Source organism: Paenibacillus sp. P46E, assembly GCF_001909095.1.
GTDB classification, from domain to species: domain Bacteria; phylum Bacillota; class Bacilli; order Paenibacillales; family Paenibacillaceae; genus Paenibacillus_AQ; species Paenibacillus_AQ helianthi.
On sequence record NZ_LVYZ01000032.1, the window covers coordinates 1 to 17,653 of the forward strand.

The 17,653-nt window shown below is 40.7% G+C and carries 16 protein-coding genes; 11 read left to right on the forward strand and 5 right to left on the reverse strand.

Annotation, left to right across the window (positions count from 1 at the left end; translation table 11 throughout):
- Window positions 1–107 precede the first annotated feature (107 nt).
- Together A3849_RS09030 and infC are read right to left on the reverse strand one after the other, a co-directional pair.
- Window positions 108–428 carry a hypothetical protein gene (locus A3849_RS09030; RefSeq protein ID WP_074111098.1) on the reverse strand — a complete coding sequence of 107 codons (321 nt, stop codon included), beginning with the start codon at window positions 426–428 and terminating at the stop codon, window positions 108–110.
- 606 nt (window positions 429–1,034) lie between these two features.
- Complete coding sequence (gene infC, locus A3849_RS09035; RefSeq protein ID WP_074111099.1) at window positions 1,035–1,553, reverse strand: translation initiation factor IF-3; 519 nt, start codon at window positions 1,551–1,553, stop codon at window positions 1,035–1,037.
- 172 nt (window positions 1,554–1,725) lie between these two features.
- Here infC and A3849_RS09040 point away from each other — a divergent pair, with 172 nt between their 5' ends.
- The 3 genes from A3849_RS09040 (at window position 1,726) to rlmH (ending at window position 4,896) form a co-directional block, all read left to right on the forward strand.
- Complete coding sequence (locus A3849_RS09040; RefSeq protein WP_074111100.1) at window positions 1,726–2,610, forward strand: ABC transporter ATP-binding protein; 885 nt, start codon at window positions 1,726–1,728, stop codon at window positions 2,608–2,610.
- Window positions 2,611–2,678: 68 nt separating this feature from the next.
- A complete protein-coding gene (locus A3849_RS09045; protein ID WP_256700707.1) occupies window positions 2,679–4,205 on the forward strand; it encodes a hypothetical protein in 1,527 nt (508 codons plus the stop codon).
- 211 nt (window positions 4,206–4,416) lie between these two features.
- Window positions 4,417–4,896 carry a 23S rRNA (pseudouridine(1915)-N(3))-methyltransferase RlmH gene (gene rlmH, locus A3849_RS09050; protein WP_074111102.1) on the forward strand — a complete coding sequence of 160 codons (480 nt, stop codon included), beginning with the start codon at window positions 4,417–4,419 and terminating at the stop codon, window positions 4,894–4,896.
- Between the two features lie 432 nt (window positions 4,897–5,328).
- Here rlmH and A3849_RS09060 read toward each other — a convergent pair whose 3' ends face one another.
- Both A3849_RS09060 and A3849_RS09065 read right to left on the reverse strand, forming a co-directional pair.
- Window positions 5,329–5,718 carry a hypothetical protein gene (locus tag A3849_RS09060; protein ID WP_074111104.1) on the reverse strand — a complete coding sequence of 130 codons (390 nt, stop codon included), beginning with the start codon at window positions 5,716–5,718 and terminating at the stop codon, window positions 5,329–5,331.
- A 211-nt stretch (window positions 5,719–5,929) separates the two neighbouring features.
- A complete protein-coding gene (locus A3849_RS09065) occupies window positions 5,930–7,534 on the reverse strand; it encodes a recombinase family protein (RefSeq protein WP_256700708.1) in 1,605 nt (534 codons plus the stop codon).
- A 453-nt stretch (window positions 7,535–7,987) separates the two neighbouring features.
- On the opposite strand from A3849_RS09065, the gene A3849_RS09070 reads away from it, so the two are divergent.
- From A3849_RS09070 to A3849_RS09090, 5 genes are all read left to right on the forward strand, one after another.
- Window positions 7,988–9,553 carry a DUF6119 family protein gene (locus A3849_RS09070; protein ID WP_074111106.1) on the forward strand — a complete coding sequence of 522 codons (1,566 nt, stop codon included), beginning with the start codon at window positions 7,988–7,990 and terminating at the stop codon, window positions 9,551–9,553.
- Window positions 9,554–9,627: 74 nt separating this feature from the next.
- Window positions 9,628–11,145, forward strand: a complete 1,518-nt coding sequence (locus A3849_RS09075; protein ID WP_074111107.1) for a PIN domain-containing protein — start codon at window positions 9,628–9,630, stop codon at window positions 11,143–11,145.
- Window positions 11,146–11,421: 276 nt separating this feature from the next.
- A complete protein-coding gene (locus tag A3849_RS09080; protein WP_074111108.1) occupies window positions 11,422–12,588 on the forward strand; it encodes a CFAP97 domain-containing protein in 1,167 nt (388 codons plus the stop codon).
- 123 nt (window positions 12,589–12,711) lie between these two features.
- Window positions 12,712–13,569 carry a class I SAM-dependent methyltransferase gene (locus tag A3849_RS09085; protein WP_074111109.1) on the forward strand — a complete coding sequence of 286 codons (858 nt, stop codon included), beginning with the start codon at window positions 12,712–12,714 and terminating at the stop codon, window positions 13,567–13,569.
- Window positions 13,566–14,378 carry a restriction endonuclease gene (locus tag A3849_RS09090; protein ID WP_074111110.1) on the forward strand — a complete coding sequence of 271 codons (813 nt, stop codon included), beginning with the start codon at window positions 13,566–13,568 and terminating at the stop codon, window positions 14,376–14,378. Before A3849_RS09085 ends, A3849_RS09090 begins: the two co-directional genes overlap by 4 nt.
- Before the next feature lie 353 nt (window positions 14,379–14,731).
- Here A3849_RS09090 and A3849_RS09095 read toward each other — a convergent pair whose 3' ends face one another.
- A complete protein-coding gene (locus A3849_RS09095) occupies window positions 14,732–15,325 on the reverse strand; it encodes a TetR/AcrR family transcriptional regulator (RefSeq protein ID WP_074111111.1) in 594 nt (197 codons plus the stop codon).
- Between the two features lie 196 nt (window positions 15,326–15,521).
- Between A3849_RS09095 and A3849_RS09100 the strand changes: the two genes are divergently transcribed.
- From A3849_RS09100 to A3849_RS09110, 3 genes are read left to right on the forward strand one after another with little or no spacing between them, the layout of a single operon-like run.
- The gene (locus A3849_RS09100; protein WP_074111112.1) at window positions 15,522–16,181 is read left to right on the forward strand and encodes an SDR family NAD(P)-dependent oxidoreductase; all 660 of its coding nucleotides are present in this window, start codon (window positions 15,522–15,524) and stop codon (window positions 16,179–16,181) included.
- Between the two features lie 41 nt (window positions 16,182–16,222).
- Window positions 16,223–16,867, forward strand: a complete 645-nt coding sequence (locus tag A3849_RS09105) for an NAD(P)-dependent oxidoreductase (RefSeq protein WP_074111113.1) — start codon at window positions 16,223–16,225, stop codon at window positions 16,865–16,867.
- Window positions 16,868–16,920: 53 nt separating this feature from the next.
- Window positions 16,921–17,553, forward strand: a complete 633-nt coding sequence (locus tag A3849_RS09110) for a DsbA family oxidoreductase (protein WP_074111114.1) — start codon at window positions 16,921–16,923, stop codon at window positions 17,551–17,553.
- The last annotated feature ends 100 nt before the right edge of the window (window positions 17,554–17,653 follow it).

Below are 17,653 nucleotides of genomic sequence, written 5' to 3' on the forward strand. Positions count from 1 at the left end.
ATAATGGCTTTAATTATCATTTTAGTTAGAATTTTTTGATTGGATTTAATAAAAAAAGCAAAGAAGCCGCTTCAACGTTCTGCGGCTTCTTTGCTTTTTTTATTAAATTAGACGGCAGGGTAGAGGAATGTAAAACCAGGTAAAGTAGTAGCGGTTGTTTCGTGAACTAGACTTGTATTGATTTTCAAGACACCAACCCCTTTAACTACCCCTGATCCTAGAATCGCGCCTTCAGTAACATAATGCCCGATTTGTGCTCCGGCCTCTGGAGAACCGTCACATAGGAACCGATCACCACATTTACATTGGTACAGTCCGACATCTCCGTCCCAAATAACCCGATTGTAGTTTGCATCAGAGAGGAAAGCAATCGCCTTTGCTCTCATTTGGTGATTCCCTGCAAAGTAAGTACATACTGCTTCTGGCATGTAACACATCTCCCTTAAGATTATTTCAAGCTCATAATTTATTAAAATTAGGCTTGTGCTTAGTAAAGAGACTTAAGAGATAAAAATAACAACCATTTAAAATAAAACATAGTTAAGATTATACCTGCCTCTGTTGAAACATAACGCTGTGAAGCTGAGGGGATTGCTAATCCGGACTTGCCAGATTTAATGATCGTATTCTAGCAAAGGAAAAAGGTTTTATCTCCATGGCGTTATATAACTGCTGACACAAGCTGCGACAGAAATATCACTTGATTATTGCAGCAGAATATATGCTCATGAAATGATCCTCGTGGTTTTGGTAAGGAGGCGGCGGAAGTGCCTGCCCTTTCTGTCAAAAAAAATAGTGTATTTGAACTCGGAAAAAAAGTTGTAGACTGACTGGGGCTTTTACGGAGGCGGGCCGGGAAATGGAGATCCGCCGGCAGCACCTTAGCGCCCGCAGATCTTCAGCTATCGCCAACTGAGGCGGGTTATTTAGTAACAGAGATAGATAATAGAGAACGTATAAATCCTTATATATATAAAAAAGACAAAGCCCCGGCGGCTTTGTCTTTGTCTGTTTCTATGACCATCTCCGTTGCCTCAGCGCGGATTCACCTTCACCTGCGAGCCTTTGCCGCCATACTGGATGCCGGTGTCTTTCATCCCAACCTCCTTAAGATCAGCGAGCAGCCGTTCAATGACGGCCTTGGATGCAGCAGCCTCCTTCGCACCTGAGGCCTTAACTACCAGCAGCACCGGCTTGCCGGAGCGCAGATGCTTGTCCGCCTGACGCAGCTTCGTGTCGTAGTCATGCTCCTCAATATGTGCGGTGAAGCGCAATTCCTTCACCTTCTCCTTGCTGTCCGCGCCTGCCGGTGTGCGGCCTGAAGCTGCCTTACGAGCGGTGTTATCCTTCTGCGCTGCCGCTTTGGCTTTGCCCTTAGCCATGAGGCTGCAGGGCGGCGGGCTGCTCATCAGCGAGGTACAGACCAGGTCTGCTCCTGCGGACCGTGCCTTAGCCAGCGCTTCCTCTCTGGAAACCACGCCCAGCTTCTCACCCTTCAGTCCGGTAAGGACGACCTCGGACGCTCTAATTTGTTCATTGATTAAGACTGCCATTGTAAGCAAACCCCCTGGGTACAATAATCTATAGCTATCATATACGGAACTTGCCGGAGGTTCAATTTCGGTCGTTCAATTTTGAGATGTTTTCAGGAATGCCTGAGGGTAAAGCATCTTTGGTATCGTCAAACCAATAGACGCAGGTTATCAGATAAATCGGGAGGGCATTATGAAATTAACAATTGACAACGTAAGCAAGAAATACAAGGGCGATTCTTACGGGCTCCGTGACCTATCTCTGCAGATCAATACAGGGGTTTTGGGATTATTAGGTCCGAATGGTGCTGGGAAATCAACCTTGATGCGAATTCTATCAACCATTACTCAACCCACAGCAGGTAAGGTGAGCTGGAATGGCATCGATATCACTAAGGACCCAAATGCGGTTCGGGGCATACTCGGTTATTTACCACAGGATTTTGGCGTATATCCTCATTTAAATGCGGTTGAGTTTCTAGAATATTTAGCAGCAATTCGAGGATTGGATCATACAATTGCGAAAAAAAGAATTGATGAATTACTTTTTTTGCTCAATCTTCATGAGGTCCGCAAAAAACCGTTGAACAGCTTTTCAGGCGGGATGAAACAACGTGTAGGCATAGCACAAGCTTTATTGAATGACCCTAAGCTATTAATCGTTGACGAGCCAACGGTGGGACTGGATCCTGAAGAACGTATTCGTTTTCGTAATCTTTTAGCGGAATTGTCAGGGGATCGGATTGTAATATTATCAACGCATATTGTATCCGACGTCGAAGCGACTGCAACAGATATCGCTATTGTCCATCAAGGCCGGCTCGTGATACAGGCAGCTCCTAGCAAGTTGTTGGAAGCGGCGGTGGGGAAAGTGTGGGAGTGGCTGATACCGAATGATACTTGGATGGAAGTGCGTAAGCAATTGTTAATCAGCAGCACCATTCAGAGCAGTGACGGGGTCCGTATGAGAGTTATTGCCGATAATCAGCCTTCAGCCGACAGCCGCTTAGTAACACCCACTTTGGAAGACGCCTATTTATATTGCATTTCGGCCAATAAGCAGAAGGTAACCGTATGACGCCGCTTCGCATTCTATTTCAGATGATAAAAGCTGATTATTTAGAAAGGGTCCGAAGGTACAGCTTTTTGATTACAGTACTTGTATCCATCTTTATCGTATATAAATTTATTCCCTCCAGTCATGAGAGCTATATAACCTTATCGTTCAACAATATACGCGGTATATATAACTCCGGTTGGGTCGGCAGTGCAACAGCTATATTAGCCTCCATGATACTAAGTCTTCCAGCGTTCTTTCTGGTGAAAAATGCGATTGAACGGGATGTGCAGACGGGAGTAGGGCAAATTATAGCAACGACTCCGATTACAAAGTGGATGTACACCATGGGTAAAATGTGGAGTAACTTCGTTTTCTTGATGTCTATTGTGACTGTTTTAATGGTATCCGCCCTTGCCATGCAACTGATTAGAGGGGAAAGTTATACGGTTGAACTGCTGAAACTATTGCTTCCATTTTTGTATTCTACATTGCCAACTATAGCTTTGGTTGCATCCATAGCCATCTTCTTTGAATCGGTACCTTTGTTTCGCAAGGGATTGGGCAATTTAATATACTTTGTGTTATGGATTCTCTCGCTTAGATTGTCTACAACAGCAACTCATTCCAGCCAGGATATACTCGGAATTTCTCCGATCCTTACCAGGCTATCAAACGGGGTTAATGCGGGGCTTCCTCATAGCAATGGGGGTCATATCTCTGGGATGAGTCCGTTGCGGGGGGACTTAGTAACCTACGACTGGACAGGTGTACCTTGGACGATGCAGATGTTTTTGGAACGTTATATTTGGTTAGCTGTGGCAGTAGGGATTGCAGTAGTGGCTTCCATCTTCTTTCATCGGTTCGATCTTACGCGTTCATCCAACATTAGTACAAATGGTAAACCCCGCGAATTTAGAAATGTAGAGCCGCAAATGAAGCCTGTGCCTATAAATGACAGCGGAATAAAGTTAACTCCCTACACTAATGTAGTACATGGGCAGTCCCGCTACATCAGGATATTAGGTATGGAGTTGCGGCTTATGCTCAAAGGGTTGCGTATTTGGTGGTACTTGATCGCACTGGTCATGATTGTCCTGGGGTTGTTGTTGCCTATGGAGTCTGTATTAAGTTTGGTTGCACCCTTTACCTGGGTATGGCCTATCCTGATCTGGTCAGCAATGGGCACGAATGAAGCGTATCACCGGACTCATCAAATCATGTTTACGGCCATGCATCCGGTTCGGAATCAATTTATTGTACTGTGGCTAGCCGGAATCATCGTTGCGTATTTGACAGGCAGCGGGGTTATGATTCATTGTCTGCTCGCAGGGGAATGGGACAGTCTGATGGCGATGGCCGTAGGCGGGTTATTTGTTCCCACGCTGGCACTAGCATTAGGTGTATGGTCGAGAAATGGCAAGCTTTTTCAGGTGATATTTATGTTGATGTGGTATTTGGGGCCTCTAAATAAACTAGCGGTTATGGACTTTATGGGAGCCTCACGGCAATCTCTTGATCAAGGGATATATCTGTATTACCTGCTGGCTACGGTTGTTTTGCTAATGCTGGCTGTTGTGGGAAGATTGCGGCAAGTGAGAATCACAACCTACTAATTCGACCTGTTTGCCCATTATGGTACACTAAAGATAACACTCAGAGTAGGGTGTTAATTAACTACAAATAAGGATTGTCCACTATAACAGCTATGGAGTATAGATAGGATGAGAACGCTATATCCGAAGCGGAGATTTCTGGTACGATTGGCGCAGATCGAGGACAAACGGAGTAAATTGTAGCTACAGAAGTTATCAGATGGAGGCATATATGTTGATTCAGATTATTGGCGTAGGCAAATTGAAGGAAAAGTATTTGACCCTCGGCATCGCGGAGTATGCCAAGCGGCTGACGCCATACCTCAAGTTTCAGATCATTGAGGTGGCGGATGAGAAGGCACCTGACAACCTAAGCGGTGCTGAGGTTGTTCAGGTGAAGGAACGCGAGGGCGAGCGTATCCTCGCGCACATCAAGAGCGAGGCGCATGTCATTGCGCTCGCGATCGACGGCAAGCTCTGGAGCTCGGAAGAGCTTGCCGCCGAAATCGACCGGCTCGGCACCTACGGGACGAGCCATGTCGTCTTCGTCATCGGAGGGAGCCACGGGCTCTCCGATGACGTCATGCGCCGCGCCCAGCAGCGTATGAGCTTCGGCCGCATGACGCTGCCCCACCAGCTCATGCGGCTGGTGCTGGTGGAGCAGGTGTACCGGGCGGTGAAGATTAATCGGGGGGAACCGTATCATAAGTAGGGCGAAATTTTGGGAGAAACTTGTGCGCGTCTAATAGCTCCCACCTAGAGGGGGGAGCTATTTTGAGGAAAATTATTGATATTCTTCATTCTATATTCATCCGGGAGCGAATGCGACCATGGTAGAACTGATTAAGCATTTAAGCAAAGAGCGGCAAGGGAAGCTCAGTTGCAAATCTAGCGAACAACGTGGGAAGCGATAACTTGTCCGAATGCCCTTTTGACGGCTCCATCTACCCCATATCTTCCAGTTAGCTTTTTTCCAGTTTTAGTTCTATAAGTCGTAGAATACTGGAGTACGAAGAGGTATAAGTCATGGAATACACGGACACCGGGATTAGCTTTCATGGCATTAGTAGCGCGGTCCAATACGTTAATGCCTGGATATGGGTACATATAATCGCTCCTTATAGTGGTTTTAGTTTGAATAGTTCTATTCGTATCTCCAAATAATGTTACAAACCCTTTTGCCAAATCTTTGAACGAATTCTCCTTCCAAATTTTTCGTCATTGAATCCCATCCCCGTTTTGTGTAACCGTCATCTGACGTCCAGGATTTTAGAAATTTAATTGCATCAGTTTCACCAGCGCGCTCCAGCTTATTAATTGCATCATCGTAGCTCACACCGGTTAAATATGGTTCAAAATCTGATCGGTTATCGGGCATGATCAGCAGGTTCTTAAAAAAGAGTTCACTTTCATAATTTTTTACTAGCCATTCTGTTGCCATGACAATCAATGTAGTTACACTAATCCCAGTTTGTTCCGAAATTTGATCTAGGCGCTCTTTCAAATCGTTTCGTAGTGGAATGTTAGTTCTCATGTCCAACCCTCCGAGTGATAAAATTTATATCATGTGCACATTGATAATAACATGGGGCTTATTTCTTGTCAACCGACTGATAAAATTTTTATACAATGGTCTTTGTTATAGGAATGAAGACATTTCATCAAGGTTATCTTAACCGTATTAAAGTTGGAGGATGAAACGAAAATGGCACTTCGGGTTAAGCGATGCAAAGGATGTAGGTGATTTAGAGAGTACATTCAAGTTTACTTTGCAAAGAAGGGGCTTTTCCGGACAATGGAAAAGCCCCTTCTGCATGTGTGTCAGCAGAAGGGGCTGCGCTTAAAAAATACTTTTCGTTCTCAGAAGTGAAGCTAAGTTCCACATCCTTGACCCTTCGCTTGTCGTCCAGGGTGATCTTCTTGACGATCAGGTGCAGGAGCGTCTTTCGCTGCTCAAATGGAGACTTTCGGAGCAGATCATCGAACCGTTCCATTAAGGAACGCACAAGTTCGTACGGTACTGGTTCTGCCTCGTCATCTCGCAATTCCAACTCTAACCTGGACTTTCGGGTCAATTCATCGTCCAAATCGCCATTGATGCCATTCAGACGCTCGGAGAAAAGGTCACGGTCGATTTGGTCCATTTCATACAATGAAAGGTATTTGCGCTTGTTCTCCTCCAGCTTAGCGATTCTAGCCTTTGAACCAGCCAATTCTTCCTGAAGCGGCTTTATCCGGCCTACTTTCCTCTCATTGACGTTCTTAACGATAGCTTTCAGCAATTGTGATTTGACCAGAACATTCTTGATTCTATCCATAACTGCTTGTTCAGCCTCCAGCTTGCGGATACTATTTGCGTGACATACAGAACTGCCCTTACTGCGAAAGCTGCTGCAGGAGTAGTACATCCGGGTTACTTTGGTGCCATCCTTCATCTTGTTGATTGTTCGGCTTGCCGTCATGGCCGCTCCACATTCGGGACAGCGTATGATACCGGTTAGTAGATATTCACCTTCGAATCGTTTTTTTGCCATAGAGCTTTTCCTCTCACGGAGCAGCCGAACCTTGTCCCACAGGTTTTGGTCGATGATCGCGGGATGGAGTCCATCAACGAGAATAGGATTTGTACTTTTCCCTTTGCGTCGCTTTTCACTCCAGTTTTCGTACTGGTTGTAGCGTATTTTCCCTATGAACATCGGATTATCCAGCAAGTCACGGATGGAGCAAGTGGAGAAAGGGCCGTTAGTTTTGGTTGTGTATCCTTCCTTGTTAAGTGAATTGGCGATAGATTTGAGTCCCTTGCCGGAAGCATATAGTTCGAATATCTTACGGACAAGCATGGCTTCTTCTTCTACAACAACCACTTCCGTGTTTTTGCCTCGACTAGCAGCCGATCCTTTGACCACACGATAGCCCAGCGGGACTTTCCCGTTGTGACTGCCTGTTTTAGCCCGCTGCTTGTGACCCATTTTTACGTTGTCTACAATGGTGTTTCGCTCCAGTTCGCCAACGGCTCCCATCATCTGCAACGCGAAGCGGCCCATAGGGGTTTCAGTCTCGAAATTTTCGGAGAAGGAACGGAAGGCAATGTTGTTTTTATCGAGCAAATCTACGATTTGGAGTAGATCGATATTTTTGCGGGCCATCCGGTTGATCTTCCAGACGATGACTTCATCGAACAGTCCGTCCTCGGCATCTTTCAGAAGCCGCTGGAGTTCATATCTGCCTTTCGTGCTCTTTCCACTGACCCCACGATCTACGTATTCTCCTATGATTGATTTGTTGTATAGCGCACAATAGTTTCGGAGAGTATCCAGTTGAGCATCTATGGAGTATCCGTGCTCTGGCACCGGGGTCAAGTAATTTCAAGTGAGGCTCATATATGTCAAACATATTGCTCATAAAAAGGGCTAAGCGTGGTTCGGTAAAGAACTGGCCGAGGTTCGATTTTGTTGCTTTTTCAGTAGCTTTACTCACTTGCTGTCGAGTAACGTTGACTTGAGTCAACAGAAGCTCTGAAAGTAATTCATTTTGTTTATCCATTGCTATCATGATAAGCCTCCATTCTGACCGACATAAGATAGGTTTAATTATATCAAAGGGAACATATGTGCGATAGATGTCTTAATGATTATATTTTATAGTATGAGGTTTACGGAGTCCAACTATTCATCGGCTATTCAGAATAAATTAGGGAATTAGTAAAGAGAATACCTCCCCTTTTTCGTCAAATTTTGTAAAGACAGGAAGGCTGAAAAAGAAGTAAGATATAGGTAAATAATCCTATTTGACGGGGTGATTTAATGAAGCTTTCTGTTTACTTGCTCAATGAGGATGTGAAGGATTTTAAGCAGGCAATACAACGAAAATATCTGTCTGGAAAGAATCCATTTGTGGAATTACCCAAAATAGGAGACTTGAGTTATGAATGTATTGCTTTTGTACAGAGTAACAAAGTTAAGGCTCCTAAATGGCTAGATTTTGTGGATAAAAACTTTGACCTATCGAATTTTGCATTACTAAATGCCTCAAACTCTTTCTTGATTATTCTAAGAGTGAAGAGTCGTGTGTTTGCTGTCCCCTTTGGGTTTGCCTATAGCGCTCTAGATAGATCAAGAATAGAACAGGGTTTTGGCATGCGAGTTACTTTAAATGAGATTGACCCTGAACGTATAGAAACATTAGATACAAGGAATATTGATTTGGTTACCAAGCAAAGAAGAACGCATGTGACGGTGGGAAGTAAGGTTTCCGAATTTGGTCTGAATCAAAATATTGATTGGATTAGATACGTAAGCGGTAAACCTACAACAAAAGAATTTGCTTCTAGACTGTCCGGTTCGGATTCTTTAGCAATTACTACAGACACAACAATTAAAGAGCTTGGAAGGCTCTGTGAAGATCTTTTAGGGAAATTTCAGTCAACCACCTATAAAAAACACTTTGAGTTTATAGATTACCTTCGGCCTTTAAAGCGCACAGATCCAAAAGTTCAGGAATTGAATATGGAATTAGAAGGATACTTAAATGAAAGATCGACTCAAAAAGTTACTGTTGCATTACCTGAAATTCCTGAATCAAATGTAGATCACTACAAGATCTTTATAGGAACTCGTAACAGCAAGTTATCGGATGTAACGTTGGAGAGTTTTTATGATTTTTTGAATGACAATTCTGATATAGATAACTACCTAGATAAAGTACATATAATCGGTTTGGATAATGAGGGTTCTCCAGTAACCGCTAAGTATAAAATGCGAGAATTTATAGTGGCGGAAATCATCAATGCTTCAGAAACTTTTGTATTGTCACTGGGTAACTGGTTCCAAGTAGACAATGAGTATGTCAGGATTATTAAAGAAACAGTTAAAGGTATACCTGATATTACTGATACTCTAAGATTACCTGCTATAAAAGTGGGGGAAAAAGAAGGGGAGTATAACGAGAGGGTTAGCAAGCTTAAGAATTGGATTCTGTTTGATAAAGAGCTTCTTCACTTTAGCCCAACGGAAAAATACGAGATATGTGATCTTTTAACAAAGGAAATGCAGTACTTATGCGTTAAGAAAATGTACAGTTCTGCAACTCTCAGTCATCTTTTCGCACAAGGAAGCGTTTCTGCAAGGCTTTTAAGAGGGGACCCGAGAGTAGAAAAGAAGGTGGAAAAAGCATACAGTAAAAAGTGGTCTAACCAGGATTTTCTAGCCCAAGATGCTCCTGAGTTTGTTTATGTGATACCTACAACTAAAGAAGGTACTCTTAGTGAATGTTTATTCTTTTTCAGTCTTATAAATTTGGTAGATCATGTACGTTCTATTAAGGAAGTGGGCTATAAGGTTTCTCTTTGTAAGGTTGAATATATTAATTAAAGTTTTTATTATGCCTCAGTTTATTATCGTGACATTCAATGTTGGAGCTACAAACTGAATTTGGAGGGATTAGGATGTCTTATAATATATCTTTTGAGAGTTTTAAAGAATTATGGGGAGAAGATTGTATAGTAGTTCTAGATACCAATGCAATTTTAGATTTATATCGGTATTCTTCTGCAACCACAGACCACGTTTTTACAGTGTTAAATAGTATCAATGAACAAATCTGGATACCTGCACAAGTACTTGAAGAGTATGAAAGGAACTATCGCTCTGTAATAACAAATGCTCGAAAGAAATACTCTGATGTAACTCAAAATGTTCAAGCTATATTTCAAAAAGCAAAGAATGGAATTGATAAGCAATTTATTCGTTACAAAAACTTTAATTTCCCCCGAATTAATGAATTGGGTGAATTTATAAATACTAAAATTATAGAAATAAATACGGAAGCAGCTAATTTTAGCATTTCAGTAAATGAAGAGATAGAAAGTAACAAAACAATGTTGGAAGATGGTAGAGTTAAGGCATTTATGGATGCCTTAAATGAATCTGGAAGAGTAGGGAGTGCATCAAGTTTTTCTGAAAAGGTGAGTATCTATTCGGAAGGGGCAACACGTTATCTTCATAAACTTCCACCAGGCTACATGGATATTGACAAAGATAAAAAAGACGAAACAAAGACTGAAAAATTCGGAGATTTAGTACTATGGAAACAGCTCTTGAAATATGCTAAAACTATTGATAAATCTGTTATTTTTATTACAAATGACGACAAAGAGGATTGGTGGGTTCTTAATGAAAGGAACAATCCAGTCGAACCGAGACCTGAACTCGTGCAAGAATTTAAGGAAAATAGCGAGCATGACTTTATGATGATGAGTTTGTCTAACTTTATATCTAACCTTTCTAAAGCGAAAAATATGGAGAGTCAAATCTCTTATATAGAGATGAACTCGGACCAGTTTGCATTAAACTTGATAGAAAATAAGGGATGGGACATTTTAGTGTCTTCTAATTCTAACTTATCCTCGTATTTGATTCATAGTGGTGATCTCCAGAATTTTGTGGGTTATGTGTATTCTGATGTGGAGATTGAGAATTACGGTGAACCAGAAATCGAGATTGATAACGTAGACATAATTGGGAACATAGTTACTATGGAAGGGACATTTTCTGTTACTCAAGGATTAGATATTGTGATCCGTGAAAGTTTTTCGGAGCATTACGAAGAAAGCCATTCCGCCACTATAGATATTTCCGGATATATAAGTTTTACATTTGAAGTAGATCCTCAAGTGGAGATTGATATAGATAATGAAGATGGCTTCATTTCTAGCATAAGTAATAGTATGAGGACTGATATCGGTGGATTCGAGATAAACGAGTTAAGAGATCACCGGGAGCGTGAAGATTATGATGACAGTTGCGTAGATTGTGGATCGCGACATGCTAGCTATCAAACAGAAAATGGAGACCCCCTCTGCGAGAGTTGTTCTTCTAGTTATGAAGTATGTCCAGAGTGTGGACTGTTTTTCAAACAGCTTCCAGGTGCATTTTGTGATACTTGCGAGTACGAAAGAAGCTAGCTGTTCTGTTATGTTAAATTGGGATGCCAGTTGGCACCCCTATTTTCTCTATAGATGATATGGTGACCTTGTACGTATCCTCATCTTAAGCAACTATGCAGAAAATTTGAAGCAAGAAATTGAGGCGAATTTGGGATTTGCCAAGCACGGCTCGAAAGAAGTAACCCTTGCCCCTATAAAAACACCATAGTTAAGTAAGGGCACGGGTTAAACCATTTGAGTAATCCGATGAACGGAAGGTTCAACGAATTAGTCCAAGAGTCAGGAGTATAAGGTATGAAAATAAAGAAAAGAAATATCGCGAGAGCAATTGATGTTGCAGCTTTATCACTGCTTATTTACTCATTTTTTCAGTTTGTCGATGGAGATGACTTATACTACTTTGGGAATAAATTAGAGAGTTTTCTACACATACATACGAATGTAAAGGTTGAAATAGTACGCACATACCTAACTACAATTTTCTCGGGAATTTTTGCGAGTACCATTGTGGCGCTGGGTTTTTTCATAGTAGAATTTCAAGGTGAAAAGAAAGAGAAGATTTTGAAACTGTATTATGAAAACAATAGGCTTTTTGAGAGAATCATGAAAATCCCATATTTTGATAACAAAACAGAGTATGGAAAGTTGTGTATAGATTACTATCTCGAATTGACAAATAACATTGCTTCAAGCAAGCGTAAGGAAGAAATGCAACAAATTATTCTCAGTAACTTAGAAAAAGCATCACTCAATAGGAACATTTGCAAAACTAAGTTAGTAAAGTATTTAGAGCAGCACAAAGATCATCTAAGATATGAATTTGATGGTCTGGAGCTCTCAATAGAACAAAAGTTACAAGATATCGTATTAGAGACCCATGTTAAGCTCAAAGAAGCCCTGGTAATATATAGTGATGTTATTAATGAGGATTTAAGGACCTTGAAAAATTGTGTATTCGATATTAGCCGCATTTCGTGGCTTGGATATAGGAAAATTAAGAAAGTAATTGGTCAAGAAGAGCAAATACTTCGAGGCCTTGGCCCTATCGGTTTGTTCAACCGCGGTGCTGTTGAGGATCGAATATATACTTTGCATCGACGCGTGCATGAAAGAGTGAAACTCATTTTTGAAGAAGTTGAACTGAATCATGAAAGTATTGAAAAGTACTTAATTAATGAAAACGTCTACGGGGTTTTGTTTGAAAAAACTCTTGTTGCGCAAAAAGGATTATTTGACTATGTCTATCATGAATTTTTTAAGGGGCACTTGTGCTACAATAGATTTGCTTATCACTTGGCAAAACTTAATGGTATTCTTTTATATGATCTAATTCGGCAAGTTGATGAGATTAGTAAATATGATTTCGTTGATATAAGAAAATCAAACGTTAAGGCTGGAAGGGTGTTACATAGTAAGATTATTCCTGGTGAAGTGATCTACGGGGATTTGTACAGAGAATAAACGATGAGCTGAAGGCTATTCATCCATAGGTATAGAAGTATTTAATTGATGATTTTTCTCTAATTTATCGTACTAACTACTTAAGATAGTGCTTAGAATTCTGGATGGGGATGGAGACTAGACATGCAATTTATAAGCGATTCAAGTGCAATCGAAAAAGATAGACTTCTTGCTCAACATCAAGCGGCACTTACATTGTTACAAAGGGCTTTATTAAACCCTACTGTTAATGAATATAAGTGGTTGGATTTGGCGTGTGGTCGTGGCCAAATAATTAATCATCTTCATGAGGTTTTAGAGCGTCCACAACGACAGAAGATATCTTACCATGGATATGATATTAAAGTGGACTATATAGCCATAACTGAGAAAAAGGCTGAGAATCTCGATCTTTGCTCGGTGCAAGTTCAGGTAGGTCAAATGGAACAGTTCCCCACATTAAATAGTCCGGAAGTAAAATATGATTTTATAACATTCACGAATACTGCACATGAAATTGACTTTCGCTCATTACCAATCGTCTTAATTGAGGGAATTCTTCGTTTGAATGACACGGGATGTTTATTTGTGTACGACATGGAAAAATTGCCGGACTTAGAGTTGGAATTGGGGGCAATTACTTGGAGTCGAGAAGAAATTCAAGAGTTGGTTGAAGTTATTCTTACTGAACTAGGAGTTACCGGAGGTCTTCAGTTCCCAACTGGTCGATGGAAACACTCTACTGTATATGGATGGAATATTCAGTTGCATCGTGAATATTTAGGTTTAACTGATGATGAAATTAACGAATCAAAAGGTAATACAATTGAAAAATCAATAGATAAATTAGTTGAATTACTTAGAAGAAAGTATATTTCTACTAAAAGTGCACTCGATGCAATGACGAAATATGGACCGGGAAGCAAAGAAGAAGCAACGCAACTTCAGCGTTATTTATACGACTTTTATTCTTTAAGTAGGGCCCTGGAGGTAATAGCATGAGCAAAATATTTATTTCTTCAAGCATGTCTTCAATGAACGAAATTTATAAATTGAAGGATGAACTTAAGGTTTTGGGATATGAGTTTATTAATAGTGACCTGCTAGTTATAAATCGTAAAGAATATATTTCTGAAATTTCCCATCAATTAATTAGAAAATGTGATGTTTTTATCTGTTTTATTGATAGTCAATCACCTGCAGTCTACTATGAGCTGGGTATAGCAACAGCCCTTAGAAAAAATATCTTGCTGTTAGGATCGAATCAAACTAACATCCCAGATGAACTACAAGCTTATAGATACGTCGATTTAGATAATCCCAATTGGTGGTTTGATGTGATTACCCAATTACGTGCTTTAAACCCAGGGCCTCAAAACATTGATGGGATTGAAGATCCAATAAGATCAAATCAAGAATTAATAAATGAATTAAATGAAAGACCTGAATTATTGGATAAGATCGATGTAATTGAATTTGAAGGGTTAATAAAAACTTGGTTCTTGGAGCAGGGTTTAGAAGAAGTTGACGTCGATGGGCTTCACAGAATCGGTTGCGACTTTTTACTAAGAAATATCAGGGGAGAGTTAATTGTTGTTGAAGTAAAGAGAAAGAGCATTAATAGTCAAGTATCTGTTATGGATGTACAAAAGGTGTTGGGTGCAATACACTATAATAAGGCCAATAAGGGATATGTTGTTTCCTCTTCAGGGTATACGAGCTCAGCAAAACATTTTTCGGAAACTTGTGACCCAAGGATTGAATTGATGCATATCAAAGATTTAAGAAGAGGCGCTAAATCCAATTTATAGTAAATGAAAATTTATTGCAGAAATCACTGATCTTGATTGGGACAGTCGCTCACTTCACTAAACACCCCAACCTGCGAATTGTGGATTTGCCATGCCACGGCTCACCGTTCCGAACTCCTGTCCCAACTACGAAGGGCATCCAATTGGGTGCCCTTAAATTTCGCCCAATAGATGTTACGGTGAACCGTATCACAAATAATGGTAAAGCGAAAAGCGGAGGTTTTGGTTAGTCTTCAAGAGTGCAATATTATTTTTTGAAAGTGTAGTAACAGAAAAGGAGCCATCATTCGAGTCATTCGAGGGCTCCTTTTCTTTTCTATCTCCCCAGCGACTGTACGTAAGATTTTATCACTTTAATCATTGATTGAAATACCTGCGGCTTTTAAATGTCCGTGAGTTAGAATTTTACCAAATTGAGATGCAAGTTCCTTTGGAGTATAGGAAAAATCATTTTTAACCCACCACACTACAATGCCCATAAAAGTAGATGCAATATATTGGAGTAATAATTCCTTTGAAATCTTCAATGGAGTATTATCCAAGCCAACCTCCACTGTGTTTTTTATAATTTCCTCCATTTTTGCTTGAAAACCATGAATTCTATTCTCATCCAGTAACAATGCTTTGTAAAAAGGGATATTGCCCTGAATTTTCTCCAGGATGGTTTGCATTAGTTGTTCAAGCATAGAACCGCTTACAGGAGTTTTGCTGCTTGAGCATTGCTTGAGTGTACTCTTTAGTTCTTCTATTAATTCGTCCATAGATGCATTTAGCAAATCGGGTTTGTTCTGATAATGAAGGTAAAATGTATTCCGGCTAATCATCGCTTTATCGGCAATATCTTGAATCGTAATTCCTTCGTATCCCTTTTCCGTAAGAAGCTCTATAAACGCCTTTTTGATCGAATGTTTGGAGCGAATGATACGCAAATCGGTTTTTTTGTTCATTATGGCTCATTCCCTTAATTTTTTTGTTAGATATACGACATTTGAGCTGAAATTGCATTTTATCTCTCAAAATCAGAAATATTAAATATTGAATGCTGACCTTTTATTAATCATAATAAACACAAGATAAATATACAACACATTGACCATTATTTATCTTATTGACCATTAATTCTAATTGAAAGGGAGATATGAAATGAAAACTATAGCCATTGTTGGAGCAGGAGCAGGTTTAGGAATGTCCATTGCGAAGAAATTCGGACAAAACGGCTTTCGCGTAGCTCTTATTGCCCGAAATGAAGATAAGCTGAACCAGCTGATTAGTGAATTAGAACAATTGGGAATTGAAGCGGCTCCATTTCAAGCGGACATATTAAATAAAGAAGAAATCGAGAGGGCCTTCGCCGCTATTAAAGAGAAGTACGGATTTATTGATGTTCTTGAATACAGCCCAACGCCGAGCATCAACACCGTAGCGCCAACATTAGATGTAACAGAAGAAAATGCGTTATACCAATTTCAATTTAATGTTTTAGGTGCGTTATCGAGTGTTCGGCAAGTGCTGCCGGAAATGCTGGATAAGCAAAGCGGTGCCTTATTATTTACTACTGGAGGCTCTGCAATCCACCCGGTACCGATGATGGGTAATGTCGGAATTGCAATTTCAGGGCTTCGTAATTATATCTTTAATTTGAACAGCGAATTAGCGGACAAAGGTGTGTATGCGGGTCACCTTTCGATCGGAATCTGGATGCAGCCGAATTCAGGAGTTCAAGACAAAATCGCTGATATTTGGTACGACATGTACACCAAAAGAGACAGAGTAGAAGAATTTATAACTGAAGATCGAGTGTGATTTTGAATAATTTATGATGAAGGAGGGTTCAATTCAAGAATATGAATATCACCATTTTTGGTGCAAGTGGTGCAATCGGACAGCTGCTAACACGATTAGCTCTAGATCACGGAGATTTCGTTACGGCATATGTTAGAAACGCCCACAAAATCAGCCTCAAACATCCCAATTTGAGCCTTGTACAAGGGGAACTTTCGAATGCTTCATCCATCGAGAAGGCAGTTGCTAAATCAGATGTCGTAATCAGCACACTAGGACCAGCATCCGATATGTCACGAAAGCTTAAAGGCACGCCGATTGCGGACGGACACGAACTGATGATTAGGGCTATGAAGAAACATAACAAAACAAGGTTAATTACACTTGCAACGCCGGCTTTACAATCAGATGACGATAAGAAAAATATTTCGACGATACTTCCAGGTGTGATGGCCAAAGTGTTCCTTCCAAACGGGTATGCAGAGATGAAGAAAATGGAAGGGATCATTAAACAATCGAACCTTGATTGGACAGTTGTCCGAATTATTAACCCCAATGTTAAACACAAAGGGCAATCTTATGACTATTCATTCGGAGATAAATCGGCTAAATTATCGGTTTCCAGGGAAAATGTTGCCGGAATCATGTACGCTGCCACCCGTGACAACCATATGATTAGAAAAATGCCTATCGTCTATAACAAATAAGCTCAAAAAAATGCAGTATTCACCGGTTAGTGGTTAGTGAAGGAGGCTTCGAAATGAAAATCGAGATATGGTCAGATTATGTTTGTCCATTTTGTTATATTGGTAAACGGCGGTTAGAATCTGCACTGGAGCAATTCGCTCATCAGAATGAAGTGGCGATTGAATATAGAAGCTTTGAACTTAATCCGCAAGCATCATTGTACTCAGGCAAAAATATGCATCAAATGGCCTCTGAGAAACATGGTGTGAGTATCGAGCAAGCGAAAGAGGCAAATGCTAAGCTTGGACAACAAGCGGCGATGATGGGTCTGGTGTATAATTTCGACGGAATGAAGCCCACCAATACGTTTGATGCTCATCGTCTAACCCAATATGCCAAATCGGTTGGTAAAGATAAGGAATTATCCGAGAAGCTGTTCTATTCGTATTACACGGAAGCCAAGCTGATTAGCGATCATGATACATTAGCAGATATTGCAGAATCAATTGGTATGAATAGGGACGAGTCAATGGCAGTTCTCCAGGATCCATCCAAATATGCTAACGAAGTACGTTCAGATGAAGCCACAGCAAAACAGTTGGGAATAACAGGAGCCCCTTTCTTTGTCATTGATAGAAAATATGCAATTTCCGGCGCACAACCCATTGAGATATTCTTAAGCGCCCTTAACCAAGCAGCTCAATAAATAAGCCTCGCACGAATCATCAAGAGGAGAGCCGAGTGACAAAGAAAGAATGCAAAAGCACAAACCATTGGTTTGTGCTTTTTGCCGTAGCTTAAGTGTA

Excerpts from the sequence above, each read along its gene's own strand:
- A3849_RS09030 (WP_074111098.1), bottom strand. The coding sequence starts at position 428 with ATGCCAGAAGCAGTATGTACTTACTTTGCAGGGAATCACCAAATGAGA.
- infC (WP_074111099.1), bottom strand. The coding sequence starts at position 1,553 with ATGGCAGTCTTAATCAATGAACAAATTAGAGCGTCCGAGGTCGTCCTT.
- A3849_RS09040 (WP_074111100.1), top strand. The coding sequence starts at position 1,726 with ATGAAATTAACAATTGACAACGTAAGCAAGAAATACAAGGGCGATTCT.
- rlmH (WP_074111102.1), top strand. The coding sequence starts at position 4,417 with ATGTTGATTCAGATTATTGGCGTAGGCAAATTGAAGGAAAAGTATTTG.
- A3849_RS09060 (WP_074111104.1), bottom strand. The coding sequence starts at position 5,718 with ATGAGAACTAACATTCCACTACGAAACGATTTGAAAGAGCGCCTAGAT.
- A3849_RS09070 (WP_074111106.1), top strand. The coding sequence starts at position 7,988 with ATGAAGCTTTCTGTTTACTTGCTCAATGAGGATGTGAAGGATTTTAAG.
- A3849_RS09075 (WP_074111107.1), top strand. The coding sequence starts at position 9,628 with ATGTCTTATAATATATCTTTTGAGAGTTTTAAAGAATTATGGGGAGAA.
- A3849_RS09080 (WP_074111108.1), top strand. The coding sequence starts at position 11,422 with ATGAAAATAAAGAAAAGAAATATCGCGAGAGCAATTGATGTTGCAGCT.
- A3849_RS09085 (WP_074111109.1), top strand. The coding sequence starts at position 12,712 with ATGCAATTTATAAGCGATTCAAGTGCAATCGAAAAAGATAGACTTCTT.
- A3849_RS09090 (WP_074111110.1), top strand. The coding sequence starts at position 13,566 with ATGAGCAAAATATTTATTTCTTCAAGCATGTCTTCAATGAACGAAATT.
- A3849_RS09095 (WP_074111111.1), bottom strand. The coding sequence starts at position 15,325 with ATGAACAAAAAAACCGATTTGCGTATCATTCGCTCCAAACATTCGATC.
- A3849_RS09100 (WP_074111112.1), top strand. The coding sequence starts at position 15,522 with ATGAAAACTATAGCCATTGTTGGAGCAGGAGCAGGTTTAGGAATGTCC.
- A3849_RS09105 (WP_074111113.1), top strand. The coding sequence starts at position 16,223 with ATGAATATCACCATTTTTGGTGCAAGTGGTGCAATCGGACAGCTGCTA.
- A3849_RS09110 (WP_074111114.1), top strand. The coding sequence starts at position 16,921 with ATGAAAATCGAGATATGGTCAGATTATGTTTGTCCATTTTGTTATATT.